The following is a 24,936-nucleotide window of genomic DNA, read 5'->3' on the forward strand; positions in this document are numbered from 1 at the left end:
TTCAGGCGGTGGCCATGTAGAATCGGCCATCGCCAGTCACAGGAAAATCCGATGCGCCGCTTTTTGCTTATATGTCTGACCCTGCCCGCCCTGAATGCCGCCATGGCGGCCGAGCCGCCCGTGCAAGGCGTGTGGCAGGGCACCCTGGGCAAGGCCAATATCGTCGCCTGCTTCAACCAGCCCAGCCCCACGCAAGGGTCTGACCGCAGCGGCAATTATTACTACACGCGCTACAAGACGCCCATCATGCTGTCCATGGCGAACGGCAAGAGCAACTGGAGCGAATCCGACGCCAAGGGCGACACCACGGGCACGTGGCGCCTCAACGCGCCGCAGGGCGGCAAGCTCACCGGCACGTGGACCGAGCCGAAAAGCGGCAAGACCCTGCCCCTGGCCTTGACCTTGCTGGAAGCGGCGGGCGACCGCGACCATCCGTCCTGCGCCAGCGATGCCTACAACCTGGCGCTGGAAGACTTTCCCGGCACCAAGGTCAGCAAGCCCATGACCTTCGAAGGCAAGCAATACCGCAACCTGCAAGTGGGCGACACCATCACCGTGGAACTGATGGCGCCCGGCGATGGTGTGGCGAAAATCAACGCGCAGCTGCGCGCCGTACTGGCCAAGGACAAGAAAGACCTGGAAGACTTTTATGCCACGCGCCGCGAATACCTGGGCCGCAACGGTTTCACGACGGAAGACGAAGTGTATGCGGAGCCGACTTACTGGTCGCCGCGCTGGGTGACGATCAAATTCTACCGCTGGCCGGCCGGCTATGGCGCCAGCGGCATTTCCATCCGCTTCCGCACCTGGGACGTGAAGACGGGCCAGGAAACGGACGTGTGGAACTGGTTTGGCGCCAGCGCCAGCGATGGCGACGACAAGGCCGAACTGCCGGACCGCCTGCGCCAGGCCCTCTTCAAGGATGTCAAGATCGACGCCGAGTGCAAGGGCACGGATTACGATGGCCGCGGCCGCTTCCATCTGTCATTGAAACCCGAAGGCGTGTCGTTCTGGGAAGACGCGAACGGCAGCGGCTGCGAAAACGATTTTTTACTGCCTTACAGCAAGGTCGGCCCCTTCCTCACCGTCAAGGGCCGCGCCGCGCTCAGCGATTTGCTGCCGAAGAATTAAGCAGCGCCTCTGCCGCCATCTCCGCCGTCGCGGCCGCCAGGGTCCAGCCCAGGTGGCCGTGGCCCGTGTTGTAGTACACGCCCGGTGCCTTGCCGGGCCCCACTTTCGGCAGCATGGCCGGCAGCATGGGCCGCAAACCGGCCCACGGCACGACCTTGCGCGTACTCACGCCGGGAAAGCACTGCTCGACCCATTCCAATAGCGGACGGATGCGGTCGGCGCGGATGTCGTGATTGACGCCATTGAATTCCGCCGTGCCCGCCACCCTGAGCCGGTCCTCGCCCAGGCGGCTGCTGACCAGCTTGGTGGCATCGTCGAGCAGGCTGACCTGAGGCGCGGCCGCCTGGCTGGCGGCGTCATCGAGCTGCACGGTAATCGAATAGCCTTTCACGGGATACACATTCACATGGTCGCCCAGCATTGCCGCCATGGCGCGGCTGGCCGTGCCCGCGCAGATGACGACGGCATCGAACACGGCGCTGTCCTCGCCCATGGAGACACGCACCTTGCCGTGCTCGCGCGCCAGCGCGGTGACCTGTGCGCCATAGCGGCAGGCCACGCCCAGGCGCACGCAGGCATCGGCCAGGCCGCTGGTGAATTTGTGGATGTCGCCCGTGGAATCGCTGTCCGTGTAATAGCCGCCGTAAAAGTCGCCCTGCAGGGCCGGCTCGATGGCGCGCATTTCCGCAAGCGTGACGGCGCGCCGCTCCAGTCCGCCCTGCGCCAGCAGGCGCGACACGCCGGCCGCCCGCTCGAAGCCGCGCTGGTCACGATACACATGCAGGATGCCGGCGCGGCGATGATCAAAATCAATGTTTTCTTGCTCGGCCCACGCAAACAGGTGTGCGCGCGCGGCAATCGCCATGCGCGCCGTGGCGATGGTGTTGCGCTCGTAATCCGGCATGGCGGCGAGAAACTCCGCAAACCAGCTCAGCTTGTGCCAGCCGGGAGTCGGATTGAGCAGCAGCGGCGCATCGCGCCGCGCCATCCATTTCAAGGCGTTCCATATCGTCGCCTTGTGGTTCCACACTTCCGCGTGCGAGGCCGACAATTGCCCGCCATTCGCATACGACGTTTCCATGGCGGCATAGCGGTGGCGCTCGACCAGCGTGACAGCGACGCCCCGTTTCGCCAGCGCGTAAGCCGTGGTGACGCCCGTGATGCCGCCGCCGATGACGGCCACCGTGCGGCTCATGGCGCCTCCACCTTCTGCACGATGGTATCGCCCGCCTGCAGGACGCGGCCATCCTCGGCCAGCACGTCCAGCCTGCGCACGGGCAAGCCTGACCCGCGCTGCAGCAAGGTGGAATGCGCCTCGCCAGCTGCGAACAATTGCGCCTCGCTCCACTGGCGCAAGCCGACGACGACGGGAAACAGCGCCAGCCCCTTGGCCGTCAGCACGTATTCCTGGTAGGCCGTTCCGTCCGAGGCGGGCGCGACCGTAAAAATGTCCTCTTCCACCAGCGTGTGCAGGCGGTCGGCCAGGATGTTCTTCGCCACGCCCAGGCTTTTCTGGAATTCGCCAAACCGCCGCATGCCGTCGAAGGCGTCGCGCACGATCAAGAGCGACCAGCGCTCGCCGATCACGTCGAGCGCGCGCGCCACGGGACAGGGGTCAGTTTTCAGGCTCTTGCGCTTGGCCACGGATGTCTCCTTGATTGAGTGGTTGCATTTTAAAACTTCTCGGCGTAGACTCCAACTGGTTTTAATTTGAAACCACATAGGCATCCATGCGCGACACGACCCCTCCCCTTCCCCTGGCAACGCTTGCCCCCTCCCTTGTCTGGCTGTTTGCCTGCGCGGCCGGCCTCAGCGTGGCCAATGTGTATTACGCCCAGCCTTTGCTCGCCACCCTGGCGCAGGAATTCGGCATGACGGAGGCCGCCAGCGGCATGGTCATCACGGCCACGCAACTCGGCTGCGCGCTGGCCCTGCTGCTGCTCGTGCCCCTGGGCGACATGCTGAACCGGCGCCGGCTGACCCTGTTCCAGCTGGGCATGCTGGCCGTCTCGCTGGCGGCGCTGGGCTGTGCCCGTTCCACGGCCGCCTTGCTGGGCGGCATGCTGCTGGTGGGCTTGCTGGGCACGGCCATGACGCAGGGCTTGATCGCCTACGCGGCCAGCGCGGCGGCCAGCCATGAGCGGGGCAGGGTCGTTGGCATGGCGCAGGGCGGCGTGGTGATCGGCTTGCTGCTGGCGCGCACCCTGTCCGGCGTGGTGGCCGATCTCGCCGACTGGCGCGCCGTGTATTTTGTTTCCGCGGCCATCGCCTGCGCCCTGCTGTTGCTGCTGTGGCGCAAGCTGCCGCCGGCGCAACCGACCAGTCAACGGCTGGCTTACGGCGCCCTGCTCGCCTCGATGGCGGAGATGTTGATGCACAACAAGGTGCTGCGCGTGCGCGGCACCTTGGCCCTGCTGATGTTTGCCGTGTTCAATATCTTCTGGAGCGCCCTGGTGCTGCCCCTGACGGCGCAAGGCTATAGCCATGCGGCCATCGGCGCTTTCGGGTTAGTGGGCGTGATCGGCGCGCTGGGTGCCGCGCGGGCCGGGGCGCTGGCCGACGGCGGACGCGCGCAGTGGACGACGGGCGCGGCCCTGCTGTTGCTGCTGGCCGCATGGCTGCCGCTCAGCTTTGCCGGTGCTGCCCTGTGGCCCCTGGTCGTCGGCATCATCGCGCTGGACCTGGCAGGCCAGGCCATCCACGTGACGAACCAGAGCCTGATTTTCAAGCAGGACAGCGACGCGCACAGCCGCCTGGTGGCGTGCTACATGCTGTTTTATGCGGTGGGAAGCGGACTCGGGGCGATTGCCGCCACCAGCGTGTATGCGCTGGCGGGCTGGCATGGGGTATGCGCGCTGGGCGCGGCGGTCAGCTTGCTCGCCCTGCTGTTCTGGCGGCTGACCTTGCCGGCTGAAAAAGCTTAGTTCAGCATGGCCGTGGTGGCGGAACCATGACGGTAGGTTTTCAAGGCATCGGACTGGATCTGGATCAGCGAACCGCTGACTTTAATCAAATGCAAGTCCGTCAGCTGGTGCAGCACGCGCGACAGGGTGGCGGGCGCCAGGTTCAGGAACGATGCCAACAGGCTTTTCTTCAGGTCCAGCTTGACCTCGTTCGAGCGCTGCTGGTCCGATGCCTGCAACAGATACTCGACCACGCGCTGGGTGGCGTTCTGCACGGAGCAGCGTTCCACGTTGCGAATGAAACCCATCAGGTGGTGCGACAGGCTGTTCATCATCTGGCGCGCGATGCGGGGCGACTGGTCCAGCAGGCGCAGCAGCGCGTGCGGCGGGATGCGCAGCAGCAGGCAGTGCTCGAGCGCTTCGGCGCAGAACGGGTACGGTTCATCAAGGAAAATCATGGCTTCGCCGAAGCTCTGGCCCGGACGGATCAGCTCCAGGACCTTGTCCGTCCCTTCCATGGAAAACACGCTCAGCTTGACGAGGCCGAAGACCACCACGTAGGCGCCTTCCGCCACTTCGCCCTTGCGGAACAACACTTTGCCTTTTTCCACTTCGACACGCACGACATCCTGGCGCAATTGCTCTAATTGCGAAGGGGAAATATGGCGGAACAGAGCCTGGCTCGATAGCAAGCCATCGACGTTGACCTTATGCATGACACTCTCTTATTAGATTAGCGAATGACTAAGAGTGTAATGCGCAGGCACGGTCAAGGCCATACGTCAAAGGAACTAGGGTTGTCTAGGCCGGAACGCCATGCAGATCAAACAATCGCGCATTCCTTGTGGTTTTTTGGCACTGTATTTATGCTTTGCTTGATCTTTATTTACCGAGTTCGCGCTCGACGGCATACACGGCGATCTGCACGCGGCTGCTGAGCTTAAGCTTTTTGAGGATGTTTTGCACGTGGATTTTCACCGTGCTTTCGGCCACGTCCAGCTGGCGCGCGATTTCCTTGTTGCTCAGCCCTTGCGCCAGGCACGCCATGGCTTCGCGTTCGCGCGGCGTCAGTTTGTCATAGTCTTCCTGCGGGGCGTTCTGACCGGCGCGGAACTGCGACACGAGCTTGGCCGTCATGGCGTCGGCAATCACCGATTCGCCGGCGGCGGCACGGCAAATGGCCTGCCCCAGCTGCTCGGCTTCTATATTTTTCAACAAGTAGCCGCGTGCGCCCGCGCGCAGGGCCGCGCCCAGGTCGGCCGCGTTTTCCGACACGGTCAGCATCAGCACCACCATCTGCGGCATGTCCTGCAAGATCAGCTGCAGCGCCTCGACGCCGGATACGCCGGGCATGTTCAAGTCCATCAGCACCACGTCGGGCTGCAGTTCGGCCGTCAGGCGCACGCCGTCGAGCCCGTTCGATGCCTCGCCCACCACCTGGAATTGAGGATTGCGCTGCAGCAGCAGCTTGACGCCGCTGCGCAGCAGGGTGTGGTCGTCGACCAGCAGGATTTTGATTGGTGCGTTCACTATGTTTGTTGCCTGATAAATAGCGGGAATAAGTTCGGAATCATCTGTTACGCGGCCTGGCGCCGCGCCGCCGGCAAGGCCAGCGAGATCGTCGTGCCGCCGCCGGGCGTGCTGTCGATGGCAAATTGCGCACCGAGCCGCTCTGCCCGTTCCTGCATGATACGCAAGCCGATCTGCAATTCCGTTTTCTTGTCGCGCAAGTTGGCGGCAAAGCCTTCGCCATCGTCGCGCACCTGCAGCGCAAAATCGCGCCCGTTTTCCACGCGCAGCGCCACGTTGCTCGCTTGCGCATGCTTGCGGATATTCGACAGCGCTTCCTGCACGATGAACAGGATCTGCAACTGCTGCTCGGGCGCCAGCGGCGCGCCATTGCCGCTCATGTCCAGCGTGCCGGCGACGCCCGTCTGCAGCTCGAACTTGGCCAGCACTTCGCTGAGTTTGCTTTCCAGGTCGCTGCCATGCCAGCGCGTGCGGAAATTGACCAGCAATTCGCGCACGTCCTGGTAGCTCTGTTCGACGCCCATGCGCATCAGTGGCAACACTTCGGCCGCTTCGTCGAGCTGGCCCCGGCGCACGGAATCGTCGAGCATCTGCACTTGCAGGCTGATGAAGTTGAGGCTTTGCGCGATACTGTCGTGCAAGCCCTCGGCCAGCAGGCTGCGTTCGCGCGCTACGGCGAATTCCTTTTCGCGCGCAATCAGGCGCTGGTTTTCGATGGCGATGCCCAGGCTCTGGCCCAGTGTCTCCAGCCAGCCCTGCTGCTGCGCATGCACGGCTTGCGGGCGCGCAAAGTGCAGCGAAAAACTGCCCACCACCTGCTCGCGCGCGAGGATGGGAAAGACGGCGATGGCAATGAAACCTTCGTCCTGGCAACGGTAGCGCTGCAGCGCATCGACCTGGCGGAAATCGCGGATCTGGATCACGCCCTGCGCCACGGCCGCGCCGCACAGGCAATCGTTGTTGCGGATGCAGTGTTCCTCTTCCACCATGGCGTCGGAAATGCCTTCATGCACGATGATGTGCACGGTGTCTTGTTGCGGATCAAGGATGCGCACGGTGCCGCCTTCGGCCTGCGCGAACTGCATCACGTGGCGCAGAAAGCCGCGGCACAGGGCATCGATGGCGTGCTGGCCCGCCAGCAAGGTGGAAATCTCATGCAGGGTGGCCAGTTGGCGTTCCTGCGCGGCGCTCAGGCCCGATGCGGCTTGCGCCAGGCGGCGCTGGCGCCAGCGCGACGCTGGAAGTTGTTTGCGGGAAGGTTGACTGCGCGGCGCATGCATGAAGAACTCGAATCTGAAAAGTGGTACGCCCGGCAAACGCTGCGGCCTGCCGGGCTGGTAAAGGTTACAAATGGATCTCGGTACCCAGCAGCTTGACGAACTGCGCCAGCCAGGCCGGATGCGCAGGCCAGGCGGGCGCCGTGACGAACTGGCCATCGGTGACGGCGTCCGTGACGGCGATGTCCGCATACGTGCCGCCCGCCAATTTCACTTCCGGCGCGCAAGCGGGATAGGCGGAAATGCGCTTGCCGCGGATGACGTCGGCGGCGGCCAGCAATTGCGCGCCATGGCAGACGGCCGCGACGGGCTTGCCCGCTTCGGCGAAATGGCGCACGGCGGCGATGACTTTCTCGTTCAGGCGCAGATATTCGGGTGCGCGGCCGCCGGCGATCATCACGGCGTCATAGTGGGCCGGGTCGATCTCGTCGAAGCTGGCGTTGAGGGTGAACAGGTGGCCCGGCTTTTCCGTGTAGGTCTGGTCGCCCTCGAAATCGTGGATGGCCGTCTTGATCGTCTCGCCGCTCTTCTTGCCGGGGCAGACGGCATGCACGGTATGGCCCAGCATCAGCAGGGCCTGGAACGGCACCATCGTTTCATAATCTTCTGCAAAATCGCCGGTCAAAAACAGAATTTTCTTCGCTGCCATTTAGTTCTCCTATGAAAGATTGATCCCGCATCCCTGCCTGCCGGACGCACCGCAAGGCGTATCTTAGCGCGACTTGGCAGCCATACTGGATATTTATCAAACTTTTGCCACTGAATGCAGGCATTTGGAGGCTGAGGCAGAATTATTTCAAGGCTCACAGGTCAAATACAGACGACCCTCTTGAAAGCCTGGCCATGAGCACCTCCTCCAGCCCCCTTGCCAACCCTGCGCCTGCCCTGATCCGTATCTTCGACCATCTTGCCGATGCCCAGCAGGCCCGCAGCGCCCTGCTGGGCGATGGGTTTTCCGCGCACGCCGTGCAGCTCGACACCGTCGACGACGAGGCCGTTCCCGTGCAGGGCAAGGCGGCGTGGCGCGGCATGTTCCGCCTCGTCGTCGCCATCGGCACTTCCCAGGAACGGGAACGGGCGCACGCCATCGTGCAGGCCTGCAATGGCTGCGATATCGAACAGCGCACGGCCAGCCACGCGGGCAGCCAGCGCGCGGGCGCAGGTGCAGGCAAACAGGCGCTGGCAGGCTGACGCCTCCCCCGCGCGGCGAAATTATGGCAAGATCAGCGTTCCTTCATTCCACAGTGGAACTTGCCATGATTTATGAAATTGCCCATATCCAGATCAAATCGGCCACGCACGAAGCCTTCGAAGCGGCCGTGACGCAAGCCGTGCCCCTGTTCCGGCGCGCGCGCGGCTGTGAATCGATGCGCCTGGAGCGCTCGATCGAAAACGGCGACGCCTACCGCCTCGTCGTGGGCTGGACGACCCTGGAAGACCATACCGTGCATTTCCGCGGCAGCGACGACTTCCAGGCCTGGCGCGGCCTGGTGGGCGAATTCTTCGCCGCTCCGCCGCAGGTCGAACACATGAACACCGTGCTGACGGGTTTTTAAGCGGGCAGCGCCTGCCCTGCCGCCGTCATGCCGCCGTCATGCCGCAGGGTGATGGAACACTTGCCGCAGATACGCGAGGAAGGTTTCATCCTTGCATAGGGTCTTGCCCGGCGAATCCGACAATTTCGCCACGGACTGGCCATTGCAGCGCACCAGTTTCATGACGATGTTGAGCGGCGTCAAACCGACGTCGTTGGTGAGATTGGTGCCGATGCCGAAACCCGTCATGATGCGGTCGGCGAAGTGCTGGTACAGGGCAAACGCCTTGTCCAGGTCCAGGCCGTCGGAAAACACGAGGCGCTTGGTGTTGGCGTCGATGCGCAGGGCCGCGTAGTGGGCCAGCGCCTTCTCGCCCCACTCGACGGGGTCGCCCGAATCGTGGCGCAAGCCGTCGAACAGCTTGGCGAAATACAGGTCGAAGTCGGCCAGGAAGGCATCCATGCCGACCACGTCCGTCAGGGCGATGCCCAGGTCGCCACGGTATTCCTGCACCCAGTCTTCCAGTGCCGCCTTTTGAAAGTCGCGCAGACGCACGCCGAACGACTGGAACGACTGCATGTATTCATGCGCCATGGTGCCGATCGGCACGATACCGAGCTTTTTCGCCAGGTAGACATTCGACGTGCCCTTGAAATACTCGGGCACTTCGCGCGCCAGCCGTTGCACCACCTCGTCGTGCCAGGCACCGGAAAAACGCCGGCGCACGCCGAAGTCGGAAAATTCAAATGGATGCTTGCGCCGTGGCAACTTGCCGAATTCCTTGACGGCCGCCACTTTCAAGCCCAGGCGGTGACGCCCTTCGCGCATGGCCGCATCGAGGTCGAAACGGCGGAAATACAGTTCGTTGATGATGTACAGCACGAAAATCTCGAAGCCCATCACATGCACCTGCGGCCCGGCCGCGTGCACCAGCAGGGTATCGCCGTCCGTGCTGACCTCGATGAACTTGCGCTGGAAGCGGAACACCGTCAAAAAGTCGACGAAATCGCTCTTCATGAAGCGCAAGGTGCGCAAATAGGCCAGCTCGTCGTCGGCGAACGACATCGAGCACAGGTGGTCGAGCTGTTCTTCCAGCTCGCCCTTCAGTTCGGCCAGGGGGAACGCCGTTTTATTCCGGCAGACAAATTCGTATTCGGTATGGGTATTCGGATGACCGTGCAGCAATGCTTGCCACATTGTAAATTTATACAGATCGGTTTCCAGCAAACTGCGCACTATCGGGGTCATGTGTGTTTTCTCCAACTTCCTGAAGCCAGAATAGTACGCCACCGCAAGCATTTCAGCAGGGCACGATTAACAGTGGCTCAGGCAGCCGCATTGGCCAGCAGCTCGGGAACGATGTCGGCAGACGTGGCCAGACGTACCCCGCGCTCTTGCATGGCAGCAAGAAACTCGCGCTGCTGCGCTTCAAAGCCCGTGACGGGGCTCATGCAGTCGGTCAGCAAGACCAGACGCGACAGGGCCGCCTTGCTTTGCTGCGCTTGCAGGTAATCGGCGATGTGCTCGGTACTGGCTTTGACGCAGTGGCTGCCCGCTTCGCCGGCGACATAAATCTGCTGCGCCGGCAGCAGGGTGTCGAGGAAAGCACGGTTCAGCTGCGTGGCTGCATCCTGCGCATCGGGCACTTCCGCCATGACGGCCGAATAATGCTCGGTCCACGGATTCGAACCCTTGCTCAGCTTGGCCACCACCTGCAGCTTGGCCACTTCCCAGGCGTTGTAGGCGGCGCGCACGGCCGCGTGGATATTCTGGCCCCAGCTACCGATCTCGCAATGCACGGGCCATACCATCAGCTGGTAGCGCCCCGCTTGCTGCAAGGCATCGAGGTAAGCCAGCGCGCGCGGCAAGGCGCCGCTGGCGGCGGGCAGGAACAGGCGGTCGCGCACCTGCTGCGCGCCGATCTGCGTGAACGGGGCGACGGGACCGCCATCGCCCGTGCGCCAGAAGGCGGGGTGGGCGATATCGTAGCGGTGGTGGGCGTCGAGCGTCACGCTGATCTGCGTCAAGCCGCCGCCCCCTTCGCGGATCAGCTGCGCCACGCGCAGCATGTCGGCGTGGGCGCCGGGCACGGCCAGCGCCGGCGCCGCATCTGGCGGCAGCCAGGCGGGAGGTAAATCGCAAAAATCGTTTTGCGGGTCGATGACGAGCAGGTGCAGCTGGCGTTTCATGGCGGTCCTCTGGCGTGACGATATCTTGCATAATACGGGCAACTTCGCTGGCGCGCCTAGCCCGCCGGCGCCAGGACCGTGCTCATTCGCAATAACTTGCGTCGGAACAAGCCAGGTCAGGGGTGGAAGACATAACGGCGCCGGCGCCGCTCGACCAGCTTGACGGCCACCTCGCCCGCTTCCGCCATGGCGTCCGCTTCCGTTGTAAACTGGTGGTCGGCCGACACCCGGCGCTTTTTCACCAGGTTCACCCGGTGCATGGGGTTGGGCGAAGGGGCATAGATGGCGACGTACGCGCCCCATAGCTTGCAGCCCCGCAAGCGCTCTGCCGTGTAATTCACCTCATAAAAATCAACATACTTTATCGGCACGATGTTCGCTCCAAAAATGACATGGCCGGACAGCTTGTCTCTACGGACTGACGCGGTGGGGGTAAAACCATGCGCTCGCGATTGCTTGGGATACTTGATTCAGCTCTCTTTTTATCACGCGGCACAGGAGAAAAAGGATGAATGACTACATCATCTTCATGCATGACGACACGGAAACACCGATGGACGTCGCCACGTCCGCCTGGGAAGACTACTTCGCCATGCTCAGGGCCAGCGGCCGCTTCTGCGGCGGCAGCTCCATCGGGCCCGGCATCTGCGTGCACCGCTCAGGCCAGGCCAGACCGGTCACGCCACACTTGTCAGGCTATCTACGTGTGCAAGCTGAAAGTATAGACGATGCAAAAAAATTGTTGATAGGAAACCCCGTACTGAACGCGGGGGGCACGGTGGAAATCCGCGCGCTGCCGCGCGACTGAGGCGGCAAGGCGGGCGGCTATTTTCCCGCCTCGGACGCGGGATGCATGGACCAGACGACGCTGAGGATTTTCCATGCGCCGTCGCGCTTGACCATCTGCCAGGCTTCCACGCCATAGTTCGACAATTTGCCGCCGACGAGGAATTCGTAGTCGAAGTTGACCCACGCCACATGGCGGTCCTGGGTGATCTTGACGTTGTAGAATTTTTCTTCCGTGCGCTGCGGTTCGCGCTTGATGAAGTTGGCGAAACCGACATAGCCGGCCGCCCCGACGCCGTCGAAGTGGACGTCCGTCGTATCGCGCATTTTCTTGATGAAACCGTCGTCGGCCGGCGAGGCGAACAGGATGTTGGTGTGCAACATCAGCGACGACAGCAGTTTGACATCCTTGGCGATCAGGGCCGCCTGGAAGTCGGCGACCACCTTTTCGATGGCGCGGATATCCTCGGGCGAGGAGGCATGGCGGCCCACATGGGGCGGCGCAGGCGGTGCAGCGGGCGCAGTTTGCGCCAGCGCAATGCCTGCTGAAAGCAGGGAACATCCGAACAGTACTGCGCTTGCCAACTTGTGCATGAGGGACTTTCATGGCGAACGGCTCGCCGGCCTGGCACGGGGCGTGCCGCCGGCAAGCTTATGTCAACCATGGCAGATTGGCAATCCCTCTTTGGAACTAGTAGCGGCAAACTCAGGCAGCCAGGGCCTCGATCGACGCGCGGCCCTTGGCGATCGCACTGGCGACGGCATCCTCGCCCATGGCCACGCCTTCCGCTTGCACGAACTCGATCTCGGTGATGCCGATGAAGCCCAGCGCCGTACGCAGATAGGTGCTCAGGTAGTCATACGCGGCGCCCGGGCCTTCGCTGTAGACGCCACCGCTGGCCGTAAAAATATATGCTTTCTTGCCCGTGGCCAGGCCGACGGGGCCTGTCGCCGTGTACTGGAAAGTGCGGCCCGCGCGCGCCACGTGGTCGATCCACGCCTTCAGGGTCGACGGCACGGAAAAGTTGTACATGGGCGCGGCCAGCACCAGCACGTCGGCCGCCAGCAATTCATCGACCAGGGTATCGGACAACTGCACCGCCGCTGCCGCCTGCGCGCTGCGCTGGTCGGCCGGCGTGAAGAAGGCGCCCATCACCTCTTCCGTCAGGTGCGGCACCGGTTGCGCGGACAGGTCGCGCTCGACCACGCTGGCGCCTTGCGCGGCCAGTTTTGCGACGAATTCGCCGGACAATTGACGCGACAGGGAACCGCTGTTGCGCACGCTGCTATTGATGTACAAGACCTTGCTCATGAAGTGCTCCTGGGAAAACGGGTGACGGGAATGGCCGCATCGCAGCCCTTGCATACAGCATAGTTCGGGTCTACCATCGAGAAAACCATGTAAATATAAATGGTTAGCATCGAATTTTTAGATAGGGAATCATCATGAGAGAACCGGGCCAGCCTTCGCTCGATCAGTTGCGCGTGTTCGTCGCCGTCATCGACGCGGGCGGTTTCGCCCACGCGGCGCGCCAGCTGCACCGCACACAGTCGGTGATCAGCTACACCATCGCCAACCTGGAAGAACAACTGAATGTGGTGCTGCTCGACCGCGGCAAGCGCAAGCCCACGCTGACGGACGCGGGCAAGGCCCTGCTGGCCGACGCGCGCGCCGTGGCCCTGAAGGTCGACGGCATGCGTGCGCGCGCCAAGGCGCTGGCCGGCGGGCTGGAGGCGGAAGTATCGGTGGTGGTCGACGTGATGTTCCCCACCTGCGTGCTGGTGCGCGTGCTTGAGGCGTTCCAGGCGCAGTTCCCCACCGTCGCCCTGCGCCTGCGCATCGAAGCCATGGGCGCCGTGGCGCAGCTGGTGATGGATGGCAGCTGCCACATCGGCCTCGGCGGCTGGATGACGGCCACGGCCAGCGTCTTCGAGCGCCTGGCCGTCGGCCACGTGCGCCTGATTCCCGTGGCCGCGCCCAGCCACGCGCTGGCGCAGCTGGCCGGCCCGATTGCCTCCGGCGTGGCGCGCGAACACGTGCAGCTGGTGCTCAGCGACCGCAGCGTGCTGACGGAAGGCCAGGATTTCGGCGTGCTGGGATTGCGCAACTGGCGCCTGGGCGACCTGGGCTCCAAGCACGCGCTGCTGCGCGCGGGCCTGGGCTGGGGCAATATGCCCGAAGCGATGGTGCGCGAGGATTTGACGGAGGGACGGCTGGTGCACCTGCCGCTGGCCGTCGACAATGGCGAGAATTACCCGATTTACCTGATCCAGCGCGCCGACACGCCGCCGGGCCAGGCGGGCAAGTGGCTGACGGAGCGCTTTGCGGAGCAGCTGCCGCTGCTGGAACAAGTCTTCTAGATGCGCGCGCGGACGGGTATCATGCGCGCATACATTGATCAGTATCAAAAGGAAACACCATGGCCGGCATCGACGACTTCGTCAACAAGCAAAAACCAGGCGCGCGCTTCGTCATCACGGCGCAGATGCTGCGCATGACGCCGCAGCAGTTCGACTCGCTGGCGCAGGAATGGATGGAAGACGGCGGCCCCGGCTTCGACGTGGCCGGCATCCCGCACCGGGTCGTCGTCGACGGGCAGTTTTATATTGCCAGGCTCACCGTGGCACGCCACGGCGAGCCCGAATAAAAGCTACTCGACGCCCAGCACGTGCAGGCGGCGGCGCAGGCGCGCCACTTCTTCCGATAGATCGACCACCAGCGCGGCCAGTTCCGCGTTCGCGTCGAACACGGATTCGATTTCGTGCAGGCGGCGCGCGCGCACCAGGTCCAGACTGGTGAAGCGCCAGGCCGTCAGCTGGCCCGCCGGCGGGCCGCCTTGCAGCAGCACGCCCGTCTGCACATGCTGCACCACCCAATCCGGTTCCACGGCGCAGGCGCGCGCCAGTTCCTCCAGGCTCAGGGCACGATCTTCGAGCAGTTCGCCAATTACCTTGTTTGTCATGATTTACCCTCCCAGCTTCTGGCGTGGATTGAAAGCCATCTCGCGCGCCATGGTTGCATACAGTTCGCGCGCCTTGTCGTCGTTCGCCGGCGGCAGCACCACTTCCAGCAGCAGATACAGATCGCCCGGCTGGGCGGCGGGAATACCGCGCCCCTTCAGGCGCAGCTTGCGCCCCGTCTGCGAATTGGGCGGCACGGTGACGGACACCGTGCCCGATGGCGTAGGCACATCGATTTCGCCGCCGAGCGCCGCTTCCCACGGCGTGACGGGCACCGTCTCGAACACGTCGCGCCCTTCCACCTTGTAGCGCGCGTCTGGCCGGAAGCGGATTTCCAGGTACAAGTCGCCGGCGGGCGCGCCACCGCTGCCGGGATTGCCCTGCCCCTTCATGCGCAGCTGCTGCCCTTCCGTGACGCCTTTCGGTATCGTCACTTCCAGGGTGCGCTCGCGCGTCACCACGTGGCCTTGCGCATCCGCTTCGGGCACGCGCATGACGATGTGGCGCCTGGCGCCCTGGTAGCTGTCCTGCAGGTCGATGGTGATGGCGGCGTGACTGTCTTCGCCCTGCATCTGGAAACTGCCGCCGGCGCGGCGGCGCCCGCCCACGTGGGCGAACAGGTCGGCAAAGAAGTCGCTGTCGTCGGCGCCAGACGATTCGTAGCCCGAACCCCAGTCCGGCGGCGGCCGGAAGGGCTGGCCCTGCGCGCCCTGGTTACGCCCCAGTTCATCGTAGGCGGCGCGCTTTTCCGCGTCGCCCAGCACGCCGTAGGCCTCGTTGAGGGCCTTGGTGCGCTTGTCGGCGTCCGGCTCCTTGCTCACGTCGGGATGGTATTTGCGTACCAGCTTGCGGTACGCCTTCTTGATCTCGGCCTCGGTCGCCGTCTTCTCGACGCCAAGCTCCTTGTAGTAGTCCTTGTATTCCACCGTGCCTGCTCCCCATGGTTGAACTGCCTGTGGGAAGAGTACACGAATTGGGCCGTGGACAGCGTGTGCACGATACAACACCGCCCACGGGGCACAGGGCGCGCGGGCGGTGAAAGCGGCAGCGAAAAACGCCTAGCGCACGCGGCGCACGGAAGAAATGCGGCGGTCGAGGCCACCGTGCAGGCGGCCGTAGCTGCCTGGCCCCATCACCACGCAGCGGCCACGGAAGTTGGCATCGACGCAGAATTCCCAGCGGCCGTAATTGACGACGACCGATTCGGCGCGGTCGTTGAAGCCATAGCGGCTCAAGTCGTGCACCTCGCGGTCCAGGCGCACGGGCCGGCCGCGCATGCCGGCATCGGGGAACAGCAGCACGGCGCCATTCATGTCGGGACGATGGCCGCCGCCATGGCCGGGATAGCCGGGATGAGGACGTTCCGGACGCGGCGGGTAAGGCCGGTGGTCGCCGCCGCCATGGCCCGGGCGGCCCACTTCGCGCACGGAGGAAACGGCATCGTTCATGCCTGGCATGGTGTCGTAGCGGCCAGGCTGCAGCACGCGGCAGTTGCCCCGGTAATTGGCGTCCTTGCACACTTCCCAGGTACCCGAGCGCACGATGATGCTCGAGGTCTTGTCGTTAAAGCCCATGCGCGACAGGTCGCCCGTGTCGGAGCGCAGGGTGACGGGGCGGCCGCGGAAACCGGCGTCCTCGAACAGCGTGATTTCGCCCGCCGATGCGGCGAGGGGGGCAAGGAAGGTGGCGGCGCACAACAGCGCGGGCCGGAAAGATCGAACCATGACAACTCCAATACTGATGACATTTTCGCCAGTGTAGACCAGGCGGCAGGCGGCGAGTGTAACAAAGGGAAAGCAAATGTCAGCGCACGGCAGCGAATGTAAAAACCGCCTGGAGGGATCAACCCGGCAGGCGGCCTGTCAGCACGACGTCAGGACGGGATCAGCGCACGCGGCGCAGCGAGGAAATCTGGTTTTCCATGCTGTTCAGGCGGCCATATTCGCCCGGCCCGATCACTTCGCAGCGGCCATGGAAATTCGAATCGCTGCACACTTCCCACTGGCCCTCGTTGACGACGATGGACGAGGCGCGGTCGTTGAAGTTGTAGCGCACCAGGTCTTCCGCATTGCGGTCCAGCGCCAGCGGCTCGCCGCGCATGCCCGCTTCGGGGAACAGCAGGACGGCGCCGCGCTGCTGGTACTGCGGCTGCTGGTATTGCGGATATTGCGGCTGGTCGTACTGCGGCCGCTGGTACTGATTATCGTACTGCTGCTGGCGGCGCGCTTCGCGTTCGTCGACCATGCGCGCCGACGAGACCCGTCCATCGAGGCCGCGTCCCAGGTCGTCATGGCGGCCAGGGCCGAAGATGCGGCACACGCCGTTGTAGTTCGAATCGCTGCACAGCTGCCAGTAGCCGTTATAAACGACGATGCTGGTGGTGCGGTCGTTGAAGCCGATACTGACGAAATCGTCCGTGTCGCGGTTCAGGCGCGCCGAGCCGCCATTCTGGCCGGCACCCGAATACACTTCCAGCGAGCCGCCACGGCCATAGCCGCCATGGCCCCGGTCGGGATCGCGTCCCGGGCGTCCCGGATTGTTGCCATCGCCGCGTCCCGACTCGCGCACCGAACTGATGGCGTCATTCATGCCCGGCAGCGAGCGGTATTCGCCCGGTCCCAGGGTGCGGCAATTGCCGCGGAAACCGGCATCGGTACACACATCCCACGTACCCGAACGCACCAGGATGCTCGACACCTTGTCGTTAAAGCCCATGCGCGACAGGTCGTCCGTCGTTTCGCGCAGGTTCACCGCGCGGCCACGCAGATCCACGTCCTCGAACAGGGTGATATCGCCCGCATGGGCGGCCGCATGGGCCCCCAGCGAGAGCAGCAAGGTGGCCGCGCATGCCAGCGTGTGTTTGAAAGGGCCCGTCATGATTAACTCCATTCTTCATTCTTTGGTGATGATTTGCCTGGCCAAAACGCCAGGATGTTAGTGTAACAAATACAAGGCCACGCGGAAGGTCCGATCACGCGTTCAGTACAGGCGGCGCAGCGAGGAAATACGCTTGTCAAACGTCGTGTTCAGCACTTCATACTTGCCCGGCCCCATGCGCTCGCAGCTGCCGTTGAACTGCGAGTCCGTGCAGACTTCCCAGGTGCCTTCGTTGATGGCGAGGGATGCGGCCTGGTCGTTGAAGTTCAGGCGCACCAGGTCGCTGACGTCGCGGTTCACCTGCAGCCCGGGCCCCTTCAGGAACGCGCGGCCATACAGCACCACCAGGCCTTCGTCATTTTGCGGACGGTTCTCCTCGCGCGGATCGACCAGGCGCGCCGACGACACGCGCCCGTTCAGGCTGCCCAGATCATCATGGCGGCCAGGCCCGAACACGCGGCAGCTGCCACGGTAGTTGGAATCGCTGCACAGCTGCCAGTAGCCGTACTCGACGCGCGCGCTGCTGGCGCGGTCGTTGAAGCTGATGTCGACCAGGTCGTCGCGGTCCGAGTTCACGCCGGCCGACGCGCCGCGCTGGCCGCTGTCGGCGAACAGCTCCAGCGCCGCGCGGCGTCCACCGCCGCTGCCGCTGCCCTGCCCGGTGCCGGTTTCCCGCACAGACGAGATTTTATCGTTCATGCCCGGCATCGAGCGGTAGTCGCCCCGTTCCAGGGTCTTGCAATCGCCCTTGAAATCGGCATGCGTGCACACTTCCCAGCTGCCCGAATCGACCTGGATGCTCGACACGGTGTCATTGAAATTGACGCGCGACAAGTCATCCGTCGTATCGCGCAAGACCACCACCCTGCCCTTGAAATTGTCATCGGTGTACAGGCGGATCTCGCCGGCCTGCGCCGCGAGGTGGACAAACAGCGAACTGGCACACAGCAGAGCAAAGGCGAACGGGCGATTCATGGGACGGTCTCCGGTGGCGGCAAAAGCAAGTGATCGACATGACAACTGATGTCAGTGTAGCCATCCACAGAAAAAACGGTGTAACAAAGTATGGGAAAAGCACAATAAATTGTTACCAAAAGCAATAACAGGCCCTGCGCGGGCCTGTTATTGCCACTTGGCTACTACCTGCCCCGCGTCAGCGCACTTCGCGCACCGACGAGATGCGGTTGCTCATGCGTTCCAGGCTCGCGTACTCGCCCGGCGCCAAGGTGCGGCAGCGGCCACGGAAGCCCACGTCTTCGCACACTTCCCAATAGCCGGAGCGCACGCGCACGCTTTGCACCGTGTCGTTGAAGTCGCGCTCGCGCAAATCGGCCGAAGCATTGCTCACGCTCAAGCTGCGGCCGGCGAAATCGTCGCGCGTATAGAAGGTCAGCTCGCCGCCCAGCGAGCGCCCCGGCAAATGGCCGCGCTCGCGGTCACGGCGGTCGTCCCAGTCGCGTCCCCGGTCGCGGTCACCGTCACGGTCGCGGCCCCGATGGCCGTCCCAGCCGCCGCGCACTTCGCGCAGCGACGTGATCTTGTTGGCCTGGCCGTCCAGCGACGGGTACTCGCCCGTCTCGAGCAGGAAGCAGGCGCCGCGGAAATCGGCGTCCTCGCACGCTTCCCAGCGGCCCGAGCGCACGCGGATGCTTTGCGTCGTGTCGTTGAAACGCAGGTCTTCAAGGTCGGCGACGGCCTCGCGCACGGTTTGCGAGCGGCCGTGATAATCGTCGCGCGAATACAGGGTCAGTTCGCCGGCGCCGGCCAGTTCAGCCGTCATGGCGGCGCCCAGCAACAGGGCGCAGTTCAGGGTGTGTTTCAGCATGGTCTTGCTCCATAGTCAGGATATTGCGGTGTGACTATTTGGTCATTTTGCCAAATAGAGCGCGCAGTCTATCCGCGACTGGCCCACTTAGCTGTAACAAATGATTACCGTGCCGGGCCGGCCCCCGGGGCGCCGCGGCGGACAAGCACGGCGAATGCCGGTAGAATCTTGTGTTTAGTCAAGCTTGCAGACCATGCCACACACTACCTCGTTCACCCTGCCCGCCATCCGTACTGAAGTGTCCTCGCTGTGGAAGCTGGCCTGGCCCATCCTGATCGGCCAGCTGGCCACCGTCGGCATGGGCGCGGCCGACGTGGCGATGACGGGGCATACGAATCCCGAGGAACTGGCGGCCGTGTCGCTGGGTGCGGCCATCTGGTCCATCGTACTGGTTACGGTGAGCGGCATCATGATGGCGATCAATACCCTGGTGGCGCATGAAATCGGCGCCGCGCGCCACGACCGGGTGCCGCACATCGTGCGCCAGTCGCTGTGGAAGGCGCTGCTCGTCGGTCTGGTCGCTTGCCTGCTGACGAACATGGCGGCGCTGGTATTCGACCACCTGATGCTGGAACCCGCCGTGGCGTCCAAGGCCAAGCTGTTCGTGCACATCATCAGCTGCGCGCTGCCGCCGTTCGCCGCCTACCGCGCGCTGTACGGCTACAGCACCAGCATCAACCAGACCAAGCCCGTGATGGTGATCGCGCTGGCCGCGCTGGCGCTGAATATTTTCGTCAACTACCTGCTGATCTACGGCCACTGGGGCATGCCGAAACTGGGCGGCGTGGGCTGCGCCGTGGCCACCACCTGCTGCGTGTGGATGATGCTGCTGGCCATGCTGGCGTGGATCCGGATCGCGCCCGCCTATCACGCCACGTATCCGTTCACGCACTGGGAATGGCCGCAGCTGTCGTCGATCGGCCCCATGCTGCGCCTGGGCCTGCCCATCGGCGTCACGTATTTTGCCGAAGTGAGCGCGTTTGGCGTCATCAGCCTGCTGGTGGCGCGCTTCGGCGTGATCCAGGTCTCGGCGCACCAGATCGCCCTCAATTTCTCGTCCGTCGTCTTCATGGTGCCGCTCACCTTCGGCATCGCGCTGGTCACGCGCGTGGGCCATGCCGTGGGCGAAGCCAATCTGCGCCGCGCGCGCTTCATTTCGTGGGTGGGCGTGGCCATGTCGCTGACGGCGGCCATCGTCTCGGCCGCCGTCATCACCATCTTCCGCCACCAGATCGCGCAAGCCTACACGTCCGACCCGCAGGTGCAGGAACTGTGCGCGCAGCTGCTGCTGTTCGCCGCCCTGTTCCAGCTGTCCGACGCGACGCAGGTGGCCACTTCCTGCGCCATCCGCGGCTACAAGGTGACGCGCCAGCCGATGCTGATCCAGCTGCTGGCCTTCTGGGGCTTCTCGCTGCCGATCGGCTATGTGCTGGGCCTGGCGCCGCAAGGCTTCATCTGGTCGCCGGCCGAACCGATGGCGGCCGCCGGCTTCTGGATCGGCCTGGTCACGGGCTTGACGGTGGCCGCCGTGCTGCTGACCTGGTATCTGAACCGCCTGTCGCTGCAGCGCCTGCGCGCAGCCTGAGACAAGGAGCACCCCATGCCGCAACAACGCCCCTTCAGGCAAGTCGACGTCTTTAGCACGGTTCCCTTCTCGGGCAATCCGCTGGCCGTGGTGCTGGACGCGAATGGCCTCGACGCCGCGCAGATGCAGGCCATCGCGCGCTGGACGGGCCTGTCGGAAACCACCTTCGTGCTGACGCCGCGCGACCCGGCAGCCGATTACCGCGTGCGGATCTTTTCCCCCGAGATGGAATTCCCGTTCGCCGGCCACCCGACCCTGGGCACGGCGCACGCCCTGCTCGATGCGGGCATGCAGCCCAAGGGGGCGCGCATCGTGCAGGAATGCGGCGTCGGCCTGGTACAGATAGAACGCGGCGCCGGCGGCGTGCTGGCGTTCCAGGCGCCGCCCTGCAGCACGCGCACGCTGGCCCCGGCGCTGCTGCCGCTGCTGCAAACGGCGCTGGGCGGAGAACTGGCCGCTGGCGCCACCGTCGCCGACATGGGCATCCGCTGGCTGTGCGTGCCGCTGGCCAGCGCCGCCGCCTGCCTGGCCGTGCGCGCCGACATCGCCGCGCTGACGCCATTGCTGGCCGCCGCCGGCGCCGACGGCCTGGCGCTGTATGGCCCGCACGACGCCGGCGGGCCGGCCGACTACGAAGTGCGCGCGCTGCTCAGCGAACACGGCGCGCTGGTGGAAGACCCCGTCACGGGCAGCGCCAACGCCTGCATCGCGCAGCTGCTGGCGGGCGCCGACTACACGGTGCGCCAGGGCACCTGCCTGCAGCGCGACGGCCGCGTGTCCGTCAGTTTCCGCGCTGGCCACGCCTGGATAGGCGGCGCATGCCTGACCGTGATCGAAGGCACGATATTGGCCTGAACGGGGCAAAGCGCCATGGAATGGGCGGCTGCTGGACATTTTTGACGAAGGAAATACGGCCAGCAACGGTTTATTCCGTGGCTGGCGCTATCGCATAAACAGGCACGCTCTGGTATCGTCTTACGCTTAGGCAACGCTCAAGCTCGCCTGTACATGCAGTGCCCTTCTTCTTCCAACTACCGAGACATCCATGCGTTTTATTCTTTGTTTTCTGGCCGCGATGGCCAGCGTTCCCGCATCGGCTGAAAAGCTGACCCTGGAACGCATCCACGCCGATCCGGCGCTGGCCGGCCCCGGCGTACGCAACCTGAAGGTCTCGCCCGACGGCGAACGCGTCACCTTCCTGCGCGGCCGCGCCGACAACCAGTTCCAGCTCGACCTGTGGGAATTCAAGCTGAAGGACAAGAGCACGCACCGCCTGGTCGACTCCAAGGCACTGGTGCCGAATGAAACGATTTCGCCCGAAGAGCAGGCGCGCCGCGAACGCGAGCGCACGGCCAGCCTGAACGGCATTCTCAGCTACAGCTGGTCGCCGGACGGCAAGCAGCTGCTGGTGCCGCTGGCCGGCAATCTGTACCTGGTCGACGCGGCCCACCCGGACAAGGCGCGCCTGGTCGCCAAGGGCAATGTGCTCGATCCGAAAATCTCGCCAAAGGGCCGCTACGTGTCGTTTGTGCGCGATCAAAACATCTATGTGATCGATCTCAAGACGGACAAGGAACGCCAGCTCACCACCGATGGCAAGGGCACGATCCGCAACGGCGAAGCCGAATTCGTGGCGCAGGAAGAAATGGGCCAGCGCACCGGCTACTACTGGGCGCCCGACGATTCCGCCATCGCCTACAAACGCTATGACGAAGCACCCGTGCCCGTGGCGCGCCGCTTTGAAATCTTCGCCGACCGCACCGACGTCGTGGAACAGCGCTACCCTGCCGCGGGCGACCCGAACGTGCTGGTGCAGCTGCTGATCGTCTCGCCGGAAACGGGCGCGCAGCGCCAGGTGGACCTGGGCACGAACCCGGACATCTACCTGGTGCGCGCCGACTGGAGCGCGGACAGCAAATCGCTGGTCTACCAGCGCCAGTCGCGCGACCAGAAGACGCTGGACCTGGTCGCCGTCGACGCCGGTTCTTTGGCGCAGCGCACCCTGCTGACGGAAACATCGACAACCTGGGTCAGCATCCATGACGACCTGCGCTTCCTGTCGAACGGCACCTTCCTGTGGTCGTCCGAGCGCACGGGCCGCAACCATCTGTACCTGTACGACATGAGCGGCAAGCTGCTGCACCCGGTCACTTCCGGCGCATGGGGCATCGACAGCGTGCTGGCCGTGAACCAGAAGACGGGTAAAGTGTTCGTGTCGTCGAACCGCGACGCCGTGATCGACAAGCAGACCTACGCCCTGGCGCTGGACGGCAGCACGGCCGACAAGCCGCAGCGCGTCACCAAGGCCGATGGCTGGCACGACACGACGTTCTCGCGCAATGGCGAAGTCTTCGTCGACACGTATTCCGACCCGGCCACGCCGCCGCAAGTGAGCATCCGCCGCCCGGACGGCGCCATGGTGGGCTGGCTGGAAGAAAATGCGCTCAACGCCAGCCACCCGTACTTCAAGTACAAGGCCGACCACCTGCCGACGCAGTACGGCACCCTGAAGGCCAACGATGGCCAGACCCTGCACTATTCGATCGTCAAGCCGTCGAACTTCGACGCGGGCAAGCGCTATCCCGTCTACCTGTCGACGTACGGCGGCCCGCACTCGCAGCACGTGGCCCGCCGCTGGGGCAACAACTTCGACCAGTACATGGCGCAGCAGGGTTTTGTCGTCTTCCGCCTCGATAACCGGGGCTCGTCGCGCCGCGAGCGCGCCTTCACGGACGCCATCTATCACAACCTGGGCGCGGCCGAAGTGGCGGACCAGCTGGTGGGCATCGACTGGCTGGGCAAGCAAAGCTTCGTCGATCCTAAACGCATCGGCGTGTTCGGCTGGAGCTACGGCGGCTTCATGACCCTGCGTTTGCTGTCGGCAGCGTCCGACAAGATCGCCATGGGCGTGTCGGTTGCGCCCGTCACCGACTGGTCGCTGTACGACACCCATTACACGGAGCAATTCCTCGGCATGCCGAAGGAAAACGTGGATGGCTACAAGGCCAGCACCGTGTTCGCCCACCTCGACGGCCTGAAGTCGCCGCTGCTGCTGGTGCACGGCATGGCCGACGACAACGTCTTGTTCAGCAACAGCACGCGCCTGATCGACGCGCTGGTCAACCGCGGCGTGCAGTTCGACCTGATGACGTATCCGGGCGCCAAGCACGGCATCTCGTCGCGCGCGGGCCAGCGCCACGTGTACAAGAAAATCGAGCTGTTCTTCAAGCAGAACCTGATGAAGCCGGCACAGTAAGCTTGCGCTGCATCAAATAAAAAACCGCCGCCTGTCTTGCGACAGGCGGCGGTTTTTTTATACTGGAGCAGAAATTATGGCTTGCGCGTGACAGTTTCCACCGCCTCTTTCACATCGCCAACTTTCTTCTGCACTTTGCCTTCGACCTGGTTTGCCAGGCCCTTGGCTTGCTGTTCTTCGCTGCCGACGACTTTGCCAGCGGCTTCCTGGATTTTACCGCCGACTTCCTTCAGTTTACCTTCGACTTGATCTTTGTTCATGATGGATCCTCACTGTAGTTGGTACATCTGTTGTCCAGCCCGACAAGGGCCGGTACTGCGGCTCACACGCTGCTTGTTGCGTGTCGATGTGTCCATAGTACGCAGTGGGGATCAAAGGCTCTGTACGGTTCCTAACACAGTGCCAACATCGTCGATCAGGCCGTCAAATCCTTGCGCCAGACGGTGGCCAGCCACGGCTGCTGTTCGCGCGGCAAGCCCGGCGGACGGTAGTACTGTTCGACCAGGCTGAAACCGGCCGCCTGCACGTACGCGGCCCAGCTCGCTTCGTCATGGTAGCTGCCGTAGCGCGCGCCATTCCAGCCTTCCTGGTTCTGCCCGCGCGGGTTCGAGCTGAACAGCACGCCGCCCGGTTTCAGGCACGCGTACAAAGCCCGCAGCACACCGGGCAAGGCGGCGCTGGGCACGTGGAACAGCACGGCATTCGCGAACACGCCGTCGAAATGCGCAGCCGGCAAGTCGAGGTCGACGAAATCCTGCTGCCATACGGTGCAGCCGCTGTAGGCGCGCGCCATCTCGACGAAACGGGGGCAGCCATCGACGCCCGTCGCGTGGTGGCCCAGGGCCGTGAACGCCTTCAGGTCGCGGCCGGGGCCGCAGCCCAGGTCGAGGATGGCCAGCGGCGCCGGCTGGCCGATGGCGTTCAGCAGCGCAGCGATGTTCTGGCTGACGTCGTGGTCGCGCGTGCCTTCGAAAAACTGCTCGGCACTGGCGTCGTAATGGGCCAGGGTACGCCCGGTGATGGCGTGGATGGGATCTTGCGGCGGGGTCGGCTTCATGGCGCTCCAATCTGTAATCACGCC

General features: G+C 64.1%; 29 protein-coding genes. 10 read left to right on the plus strand and 19 right to left on the minus strand.

Translation table 11 applies throughout. The features are described from left to right. The first annotated feature begins 51 nt into the window (after positions 1 to 51). Positions 52 to 1,131 (plus strand): hypothetical protein, encoded by a 1,080-nt coding sequence (locus AC1RJW_RS13290; protein ID WP_493045334.1) that lies wholly within the window; start codon positions 52 to 54, stop codon positions 1,129 to 1,131. Here AC1RJW_RS13290 and AC1RJW_RS13295 read toward each other — a convergent pair. Together AC1RJW_RS13295 and AC1RJW_RS13300 are read right to left on the minus strand one after the other, a co-directional pair. After that, positions 1,106 to 2,326, minus strand: coding sequence for a D-amino acid dehydrogenase (locus AC1RJW_RS13295; RefSeq protein WP_493045335.1), 1,221 nt, complete (start codon positions 2,324 to 2,326; stop codon positions 1,106 to 1,108). The two genes, AC1RJW_RS13290 and AC1RJW_RS13295, sit on opposite strands and share 26 nt — an antisense overlap. Further along, a complete protein-coding gene (locus AC1RJW_RS13300; protein WP_493045336.1) occupies positions 2,323 to 2,775 on the minus strand; it encodes a winged helix-turn-helix transcriptional regulator in 453 nt (150 codons plus the stop codon). Before AC1RJW_RS13300 ends, AC1RJW_RS13295 begins: the two co-directional genes overlap by 4 nt. 86 nt (positions 2,776 to 2,861) lie before the next feature. Between AC1RJW_RS13300 and AC1RJW_RS13305 the strand changes: the two genes are divergently transcribed. Further along, positions 2,862 to 4,055: an MFS transporter gene (locus AC1RJW_RS13305; RefSeq protein ID WP_493045337.1), complete on the plus strand. Its 1,194-nt coding sequence runs from the start codon at positions 2,862 to 2,864 to the stop codon at positions 4,053 to 4,055. On the opposite strand, the gene AC1RJW_RS13310 is transcribed toward AC1RJW_RS13305, so the two are convergent. The 4 genes from AC1RJW_RS13310 to AC1RJW_RS13325 form a co-directional block, all read right to left on the minus strand. Next, positions 4,052 to 4,750 carry a Crp/Fnr family transcriptional regulator gene (locus tag AC1RJW_RS13310; RefSeq protein ID WP_493045338.1) on the minus strand — a complete coding sequence of 233 codons (699 nt, stop codon included), beginning with the start codon at positions 4,748 to 4,750 and terminating at the stop codon, positions 4,052 to 4,054. The two genes, AC1RJW_RS13305 and AC1RJW_RS13310, sit on opposite strands and share 4 nt — an antisense overlap. 166 nt (positions 4,751 to 4,916) lie before the next feature. Next, entirely contained in the window at positions 4,917 to 5,564 is a 648-nt protein-coding gene (locus AC1RJW_RS13315; protein WP_493045339.1) for a response regulator, read from the minus strand. Between the two features lie 47 nt (positions 5,565 to 5,611). Further along, on the minus strand, positions 5,612 to 6,844 hold the full coding sequence (locus tag AC1RJW_RS13320; RefSeq protein WP_493045340.1) for a GAF domain-containing sensor histidine kinase: 1,233 nt from the start codon (positions 6,842 to 6,844) through the stop codon (positions 5,612 to 5,614). A 64-nt stretch (positions 6,845 to 6,908) separates the two neighbouring features. After that, the gene (locus AC1RJW_RS13325; RefSeq protein ID WP_287777691.1) at positions 6,909 to 7,490 is read right to left on the minus strand and encodes a DJ-1/PfpI family protein; all 582 of its coding nucleotides are present in this window, start codon (positions 7,488 to 7,490) and stop codon (positions 6,909 to 6,911) included. 194 nt (positions 7,491 to 7,684) lie between these two features. Between AC1RJW_RS13325 and AC1RJW_RS13330 the strand changes: the two genes are divergently transcribed. Beyond that, a complete protein-coding gene (locus AC1RJW_RS13330; RefSeq protein ID WP_493045341.1) occupies positions 7,685 to 8,032 on the plus strand; it encodes a hypothetical protein in 348 nt (115 codons plus the stop codon). Positions 8,033 to 8,097: 65 nt separating this feature from the next. Continuing rightward, complete coding sequence (locus AC1RJW_RS13335) at positions 8,098 to 8,397, plus strand: antibiotic biosynthesis monooxygenase family protein (protein ID WP_493045342.1); 300 nt, start codon at positions 8,098 to 8,100, stop codon at positions 8,395 to 8,397. A 36-nt stretch (positions 8,398 to 8,433) separates the two neighbouring features. Here the strand turns inward: AC1RJW_RS13335 and pncB are convergent, their stop codons facing one another. The 3 genes from pncB to AC1RJW_RS13350 form a co-directional block, all read right to left on the minus strand. Further along, entirely contained in the window at positions 8,434 to 9,624 is a 1,191-nt protein-coding gene (pncB, locus tag AC1RJW_RS13340) for a nicotinate phosphoribosyltransferase (protein WP_230538562.1), read from the minus strand. A 77-nt stretch (positions 9,625 to 9,701) separates the two neighbouring features. Then, on the minus strand, positions 9,702 to 10,565 hold the full coding sequence (locus AC1RJW_RS13345) for a cysteine hydrolase family protein (protein ID WP_493045343.1): 864 nt from the start codon (positions 10,563 to 10,565) through the stop codon (positions 9,702 to 9,704). 116 nt (positions 10,566 to 10,681) lie between these two features. After that, positions 10,682 to 10,936: a hypothetical protein gene (locus tag AC1RJW_RS13350; protein WP_493045344.1), complete on the minus strand. Its 255-nt coding sequence runs from the start codon at positions 10,934 to 10,936 to the stop codon at positions 10,682 to 10,684. A gap of 137 nt (positions 10,937 to 11,073) precedes the next feature. Here AC1RJW_RS13350 and AC1RJW_RS13355 point away from each other — a divergent pair, with 137 nt between their 5' ends. Continuing rightward, positions 11,074 to 11,373, plus strand: coding sequence for a hypothetical protein (locus AC1RJW_RS13355; RefSeq protein ID WP_353658545.1), 300 nt, complete (start codon positions 11,074 to 11,076; stop codon positions 11,371 to 11,373). Positions 11,374 to 11,390: 17 nt separating this feature from the next. Here AC1RJW_RS13355 and AC1RJW_RS13360 read toward each other — a convergent pair whose 3' ends face one another. Next, positions 11,391 to 11,945, minus strand: coding sequence for a Cif family virulence factor (locus AC1RJW_RS13360; RefSeq protein ID WP_493045345.1), 555 nt, complete (start codon positions 11,943 to 11,945; stop codon positions 11,391 to 11,393). A gap of 112 nt (positions 11,946 to 12,057) precedes the next feature. Then, entirely contained in the window at positions 12,058 to 12,663 is a 606-nt protein-coding gene (locus tag AC1RJW_RS13365) for an FMN-dependent NADH-azoreductase (protein ID WP_493045346.1), read from the minus strand. Between the two features lie 134 nt (positions 12,664 to 12,797). On the opposite strand from AC1RJW_RS13365, the gene AC1RJW_RS13370 reads away from it, so the two are divergent. Both AC1RJW_RS13370 and AC1RJW_RS13375 read left to right on the plus strand, forming a co-directional pair. Beyond that, positions 12,798 to 13,712: a LysR family transcriptional regulator gene (locus tag AC1RJW_RS13370; protein ID WP_493045347.1), complete on the plus strand. Its 915-nt coding sequence runs from the start codon at positions 12,798 to 12,800 to the stop codon at positions 13,710 to 13,712. Between the two features lie 59 nt (positions 13,713 to 13,771). Next, the gene (locus tag AC1RJW_RS13375) at positions 13,772 to 13,999 is read left to right on the plus strand and encodes a hypothetical protein (RefSeq protein WP_086138121.1); all 228 of its coding nucleotides are present in this window, start codon (positions 13,772 to 13,774) and stop codon (positions 13,997 to 13,999) included. Positions 14,000 to 14,002: 3 nt separating this feature from the next. Here the strand turns inward: AC1RJW_RS13375 and AC1RJW_RS13380 are convergent, their stop codons facing one another. From AC1RJW_RS13380 to AC1RJW_RS13405, 6 genes are all read right to left on the minus strand, one after another. Then, complete coding sequence (locus AC1RJW_RS13380) at positions 14,003 to 14,314, minus strand: chaperone modulator CbpM (RefSeq protein WP_493045348.1); 312 nt, start codon at positions 14,312 to 14,314, stop codon at positions 14,003 to 14,005. Positions 14,315 to 14,317: 3 nt separating this feature from the next. Then, positions 14,318 to 15,238, minus strand: a complete 921-nt coding sequence (locus tag AC1RJW_RS13385) for a DnaJ C-terminal domain-containing protein (RefSeq protein WP_493045349.1) — start codon at positions 15,236 to 15,238, stop codon at positions 14,318 to 14,320. Between the two features lie 132 nt (positions 15,239 to 15,370). Then, entirely contained in the window at positions 15,371 to 16,036 is a 666-nt protein-coding gene (locus AC1RJW_RS13390; RefSeq protein WP_493045350.1) for a beta/gamma crystallin family protein, read from the minus strand. 160 nt (positions 16,037 to 16,196) lie between these two features. Beyond that, the gene (locus tag AC1RJW_RS13395) at positions 16,197 to 17,189 is read right to left on the minus strand and encodes a beta/gamma crystallin-related protein (protein WP_493045351.1); all 993 of its coding nucleotides are present in this window, start codon (positions 17,187 to 17,189) and stop codon (positions 16,197 to 16,199) included. 102 nt (positions 17,190 to 17,291) lie between these two features. Further along, positions 17,292 to 18,164, minus strand: coding sequence for a beta/gamma crystallin family protein (locus tag AC1RJW_RS13400; RefSeq protein ID WP_493045352.1), 873 nt, complete (start codon positions 18,162 to 18,164; stop codon positions 17,292 to 17,294). A 178-nt stretch (positions 18,165 to 18,342) separates the two neighbouring features. Then, positions 18,343 to 19,014, minus strand: coding sequence for a beta/gamma-crystallin (locus AC1RJW_RS13405; RefSeq protein ID WP_493045353.1), 672 nt, complete (start codon positions 19,012 to 19,014; stop codon positions 18,343 to 18,345). A 193-nt stretch (positions 19,015 to 19,207) separates the two neighbouring features. Here AC1RJW_RS13405 and AC1RJW_RS13410 point away from each other — a divergent pair, with 193 nt between their 5' ends. From AC1RJW_RS13410 to AC1RJW_RS13420, 3 genes are all read left to right on the plus strand, one after another. Then, positions 19,208 to 20,599, plus strand: a complete 1,392-nt coding sequence (locus AC1RJW_RS13410) for an MATE family efflux transporter (protein ID WP_493045354.1) — start codon at positions 19,208 to 19,210, stop codon at positions 20,597 to 20,599. 15 nt (positions 20,600 to 20,614) lie between these two features. Further along, entirely contained in the window at positions 20,615 to 21,454 is an 840-nt protein-coding gene (locus AC1RJW_RS13415; RefSeq protein ID WP_493045355.1) for a PhzF family phenazine biosynthesis protein, read from the plus strand. 190 nt (positions 21,455 to 21,644) lie between these two features. Then, a complete protein-coding gene (locus AC1RJW_RS13420; protein ID WP_493045356.1) occupies positions 21,645 to 23,855 on the plus strand; it encodes a S9 family peptidase in 2,211 nt (736 codons plus the stop codon). Positions 23,856 to 23,929: 74 nt separating this feature from the next. On the opposite strand, the gene AC1RJW_RS13425 is transcribed toward AC1RJW_RS13420, so the two are convergent. Together AC1RJW_RS13425 and AC1RJW_RS13430 are read right to left on the minus strand one after the other, a co-directional pair. After that, positions 23,930 to 24,115, minus strand: coding sequence for a CsbD family protein (locus AC1RJW_RS13425; RefSeq protein WP_071324957.1), 186 nt, complete (start codon positions 24,113 to 24,115; stop codon positions 23,930 to 23,932). 155 nt (positions 24,116 to 24,270) lie between these two features. Beyond that, entirely contained in the window at positions 24,271 to 24,912 is a 642-nt protein-coding gene (locus AC1RJW_RS13430) for a class I SAM-dependent methyltransferase (RefSeq protein WP_493045357.1), read from the minus strand. Positions 24,913 to 24,936 lie beyond the last annotated feature (24 nt).

It is taken from the genome of Janthinobacterium sp. GW822-FHT07A03, assembly GCF_058798815.1.

Bases quoted from the DNA above. Each gene is read 5' to 3' on its own strand.
- AC1RJW_RS13425 (WP_071324957.1), bottom strand. From the start codon at position 24,115: ATGAACAAAGATCAAGTCGAAGGTAAACTGAAGGAAGTCGGCGGTAAA.
- AC1RJW_RS13330 (WP_493045341.1), top strand. From the start codon at position 7,685: ATGAGCACCTCCTCCAGCCCCCTTGCCAACCCTGCGCCTGCCCTGATC.
- AC1RJW_RS13310 (WP_493045338.1), bottom strand. From the start codon at position 4,750: ATGCATAAGGTCAACGTCGATGGCTTGCTATCGAGCCAGGCTCTGTTC.
- AC1RJW_RS13430 (WP_493045357.1), bottom strand. From the start codon at position 24,912: ATGAAGCCGACCCCGCCGCAAGATCCCATCCACGCCATCACCGGGCGT.
- AC1RJW_RS13335 (WP_493045342.1), top strand. From the start codon at position 8,098: ATGATTTATGAAATTGCCCATATCCAGATCAAATCGGCCACGCACGAA.
- AC1RJW_RS13345 (WP_493045343.1), bottom strand. From the start codon at position 10,565: ATGAAACGCCAGCTGCACCTGCTCGTCATCGACCCGCAAAACGATTTT.
- AC1RJW_RS13400 (WP_493045352.1), bottom strand. From the start codon at position 18,164: ATGAATCGCCCGTTCGCCTTTGCTCTGCTGTGTGCCAGTTCGCTGTTT.
- AC1RJW_RS13295 (WP_493045335.1), bottom strand. From the start codon at position 2,326: ATGAGCCGCACGGTGGCCGTCATCGGCGGCGGCATCACGGGCGTCACC.
- AC1RJW_RS13375 (WP_086138121.1), top strand. From the start codon at position 13,772: ATGGCCGGCATCGACGACTTCGTCAACAAGCAAAAACCAGGCGCGCGC.
- AC1RJW_RS13305 (WP_493045337.1), top strand. From the start codon at position 2,862: ATGCGCGACACGACCCCTCCCCTTCCCCTGGCAACGCTTGCCCCCTCC.
- AC1RJW_RS13405 (WP_493045353.1), bottom strand. From the start codon at position 19,014: ATGCTGAAACACACCCTGAACTGCGCCCTGTTGCTGGGCGCCGCCATG.
- AC1RJW_RS13415 (WP_493045355.1), top strand. From the start codon at position 20,615: ATGCCGCAACAACGCCCCTTCAGGCAAGTCGACGTCTTTAGCACGGTT.
- AC1RJW_RS13370 (WP_493045347.1), top strand. From the start codon at position 12,798: ATGAGAGAACCGGGCCAGCCTTCGCTCGATCAGTTGCGCGTGTTCGTC.
- AC1RJW_RS13395 (WP_493045351.1), bottom strand. From the start codon at position 17,189: ATGACGGGCCCTTTCAAACACACGCTGGCATGCGCGGCCACCTTGCTG.
- AC1RJW_RS13325 (WP_287777691.1), bottom strand. From the start codon at position 7,490: ATGGCAGCGAAGAAAATTCTGTTTTTGACCGGCGATTTTGCAGAAGAT.
- AC1RJW_RS13410 (WP_493045354.1), top strand. From the start codon at position 19,208: ATGCCACACACTACCTCGTTCACCCTGCCCGCCATCCGTACTGAAGTG.
- pncB (WP_230538562.1), bottom strand. From the start codon at position 9,624: ATGACCCCGATAGTGCGCAGTTTGCTGGAAACCGATCTGTATAAATTT.
- AC1RJW_RS13380 (WP_493045348.1), bottom strand. From the start codon at position 14,314: ATGACAAACAAGGTAATTGGCGAACTGCTCGAAGATCGTGCCCTGAGC.
- AC1RJW_RS13420 (WP_493045356.1), top strand. From the start codon at position 21,645: ATGCGTTTTATTCTTTGTTTTCTGGCCGCGATGGCCAGCGTTCCCGCA.
- AC1RJW_RS13360 (WP_493045345.1), bottom strand. From the start codon at position 11,945: ATGCACAAGTTGGCAAGCGCAGTACTGTTCGGATGTTCCCTGCTTTCA.
- AC1RJW_RS13355 (WP_353658545.1), top strand. From the start codon at position 11,074: ATGAATGACTACATCATCTTCATGCATGACGACACGGAAACACCGATG.
- AC1RJW_RS13365 (WP_493045346.1), bottom strand. From the start codon at position 12,663: ATGAGCAAGGTCTTGTACATCAATAGCAGCGTGCGCAACAGCGGTTCC.
- AC1RJW_RS13390 (WP_493045350.1), bottom strand. From the start codon at position 16,036: ATGGTTCGATCTTTCCGGCCCGCGCTGTTGTGCGCCGCCACCTTCCTT.
- AC1RJW_RS13290 (WP_493045334.1), top strand. From the start codon at position 52: ATGCGCCGCTTTTTGCTTATATGTCTGACCCTGCCCGCCCTGAATGCC.
- AC1RJW_RS13320 (WP_493045340.1), bottom strand. From the start codon at position 6,844: ATGCATGCGCCGCGCAGTCAACCTTCCCGCAAACAACTTCCAGCGTCG.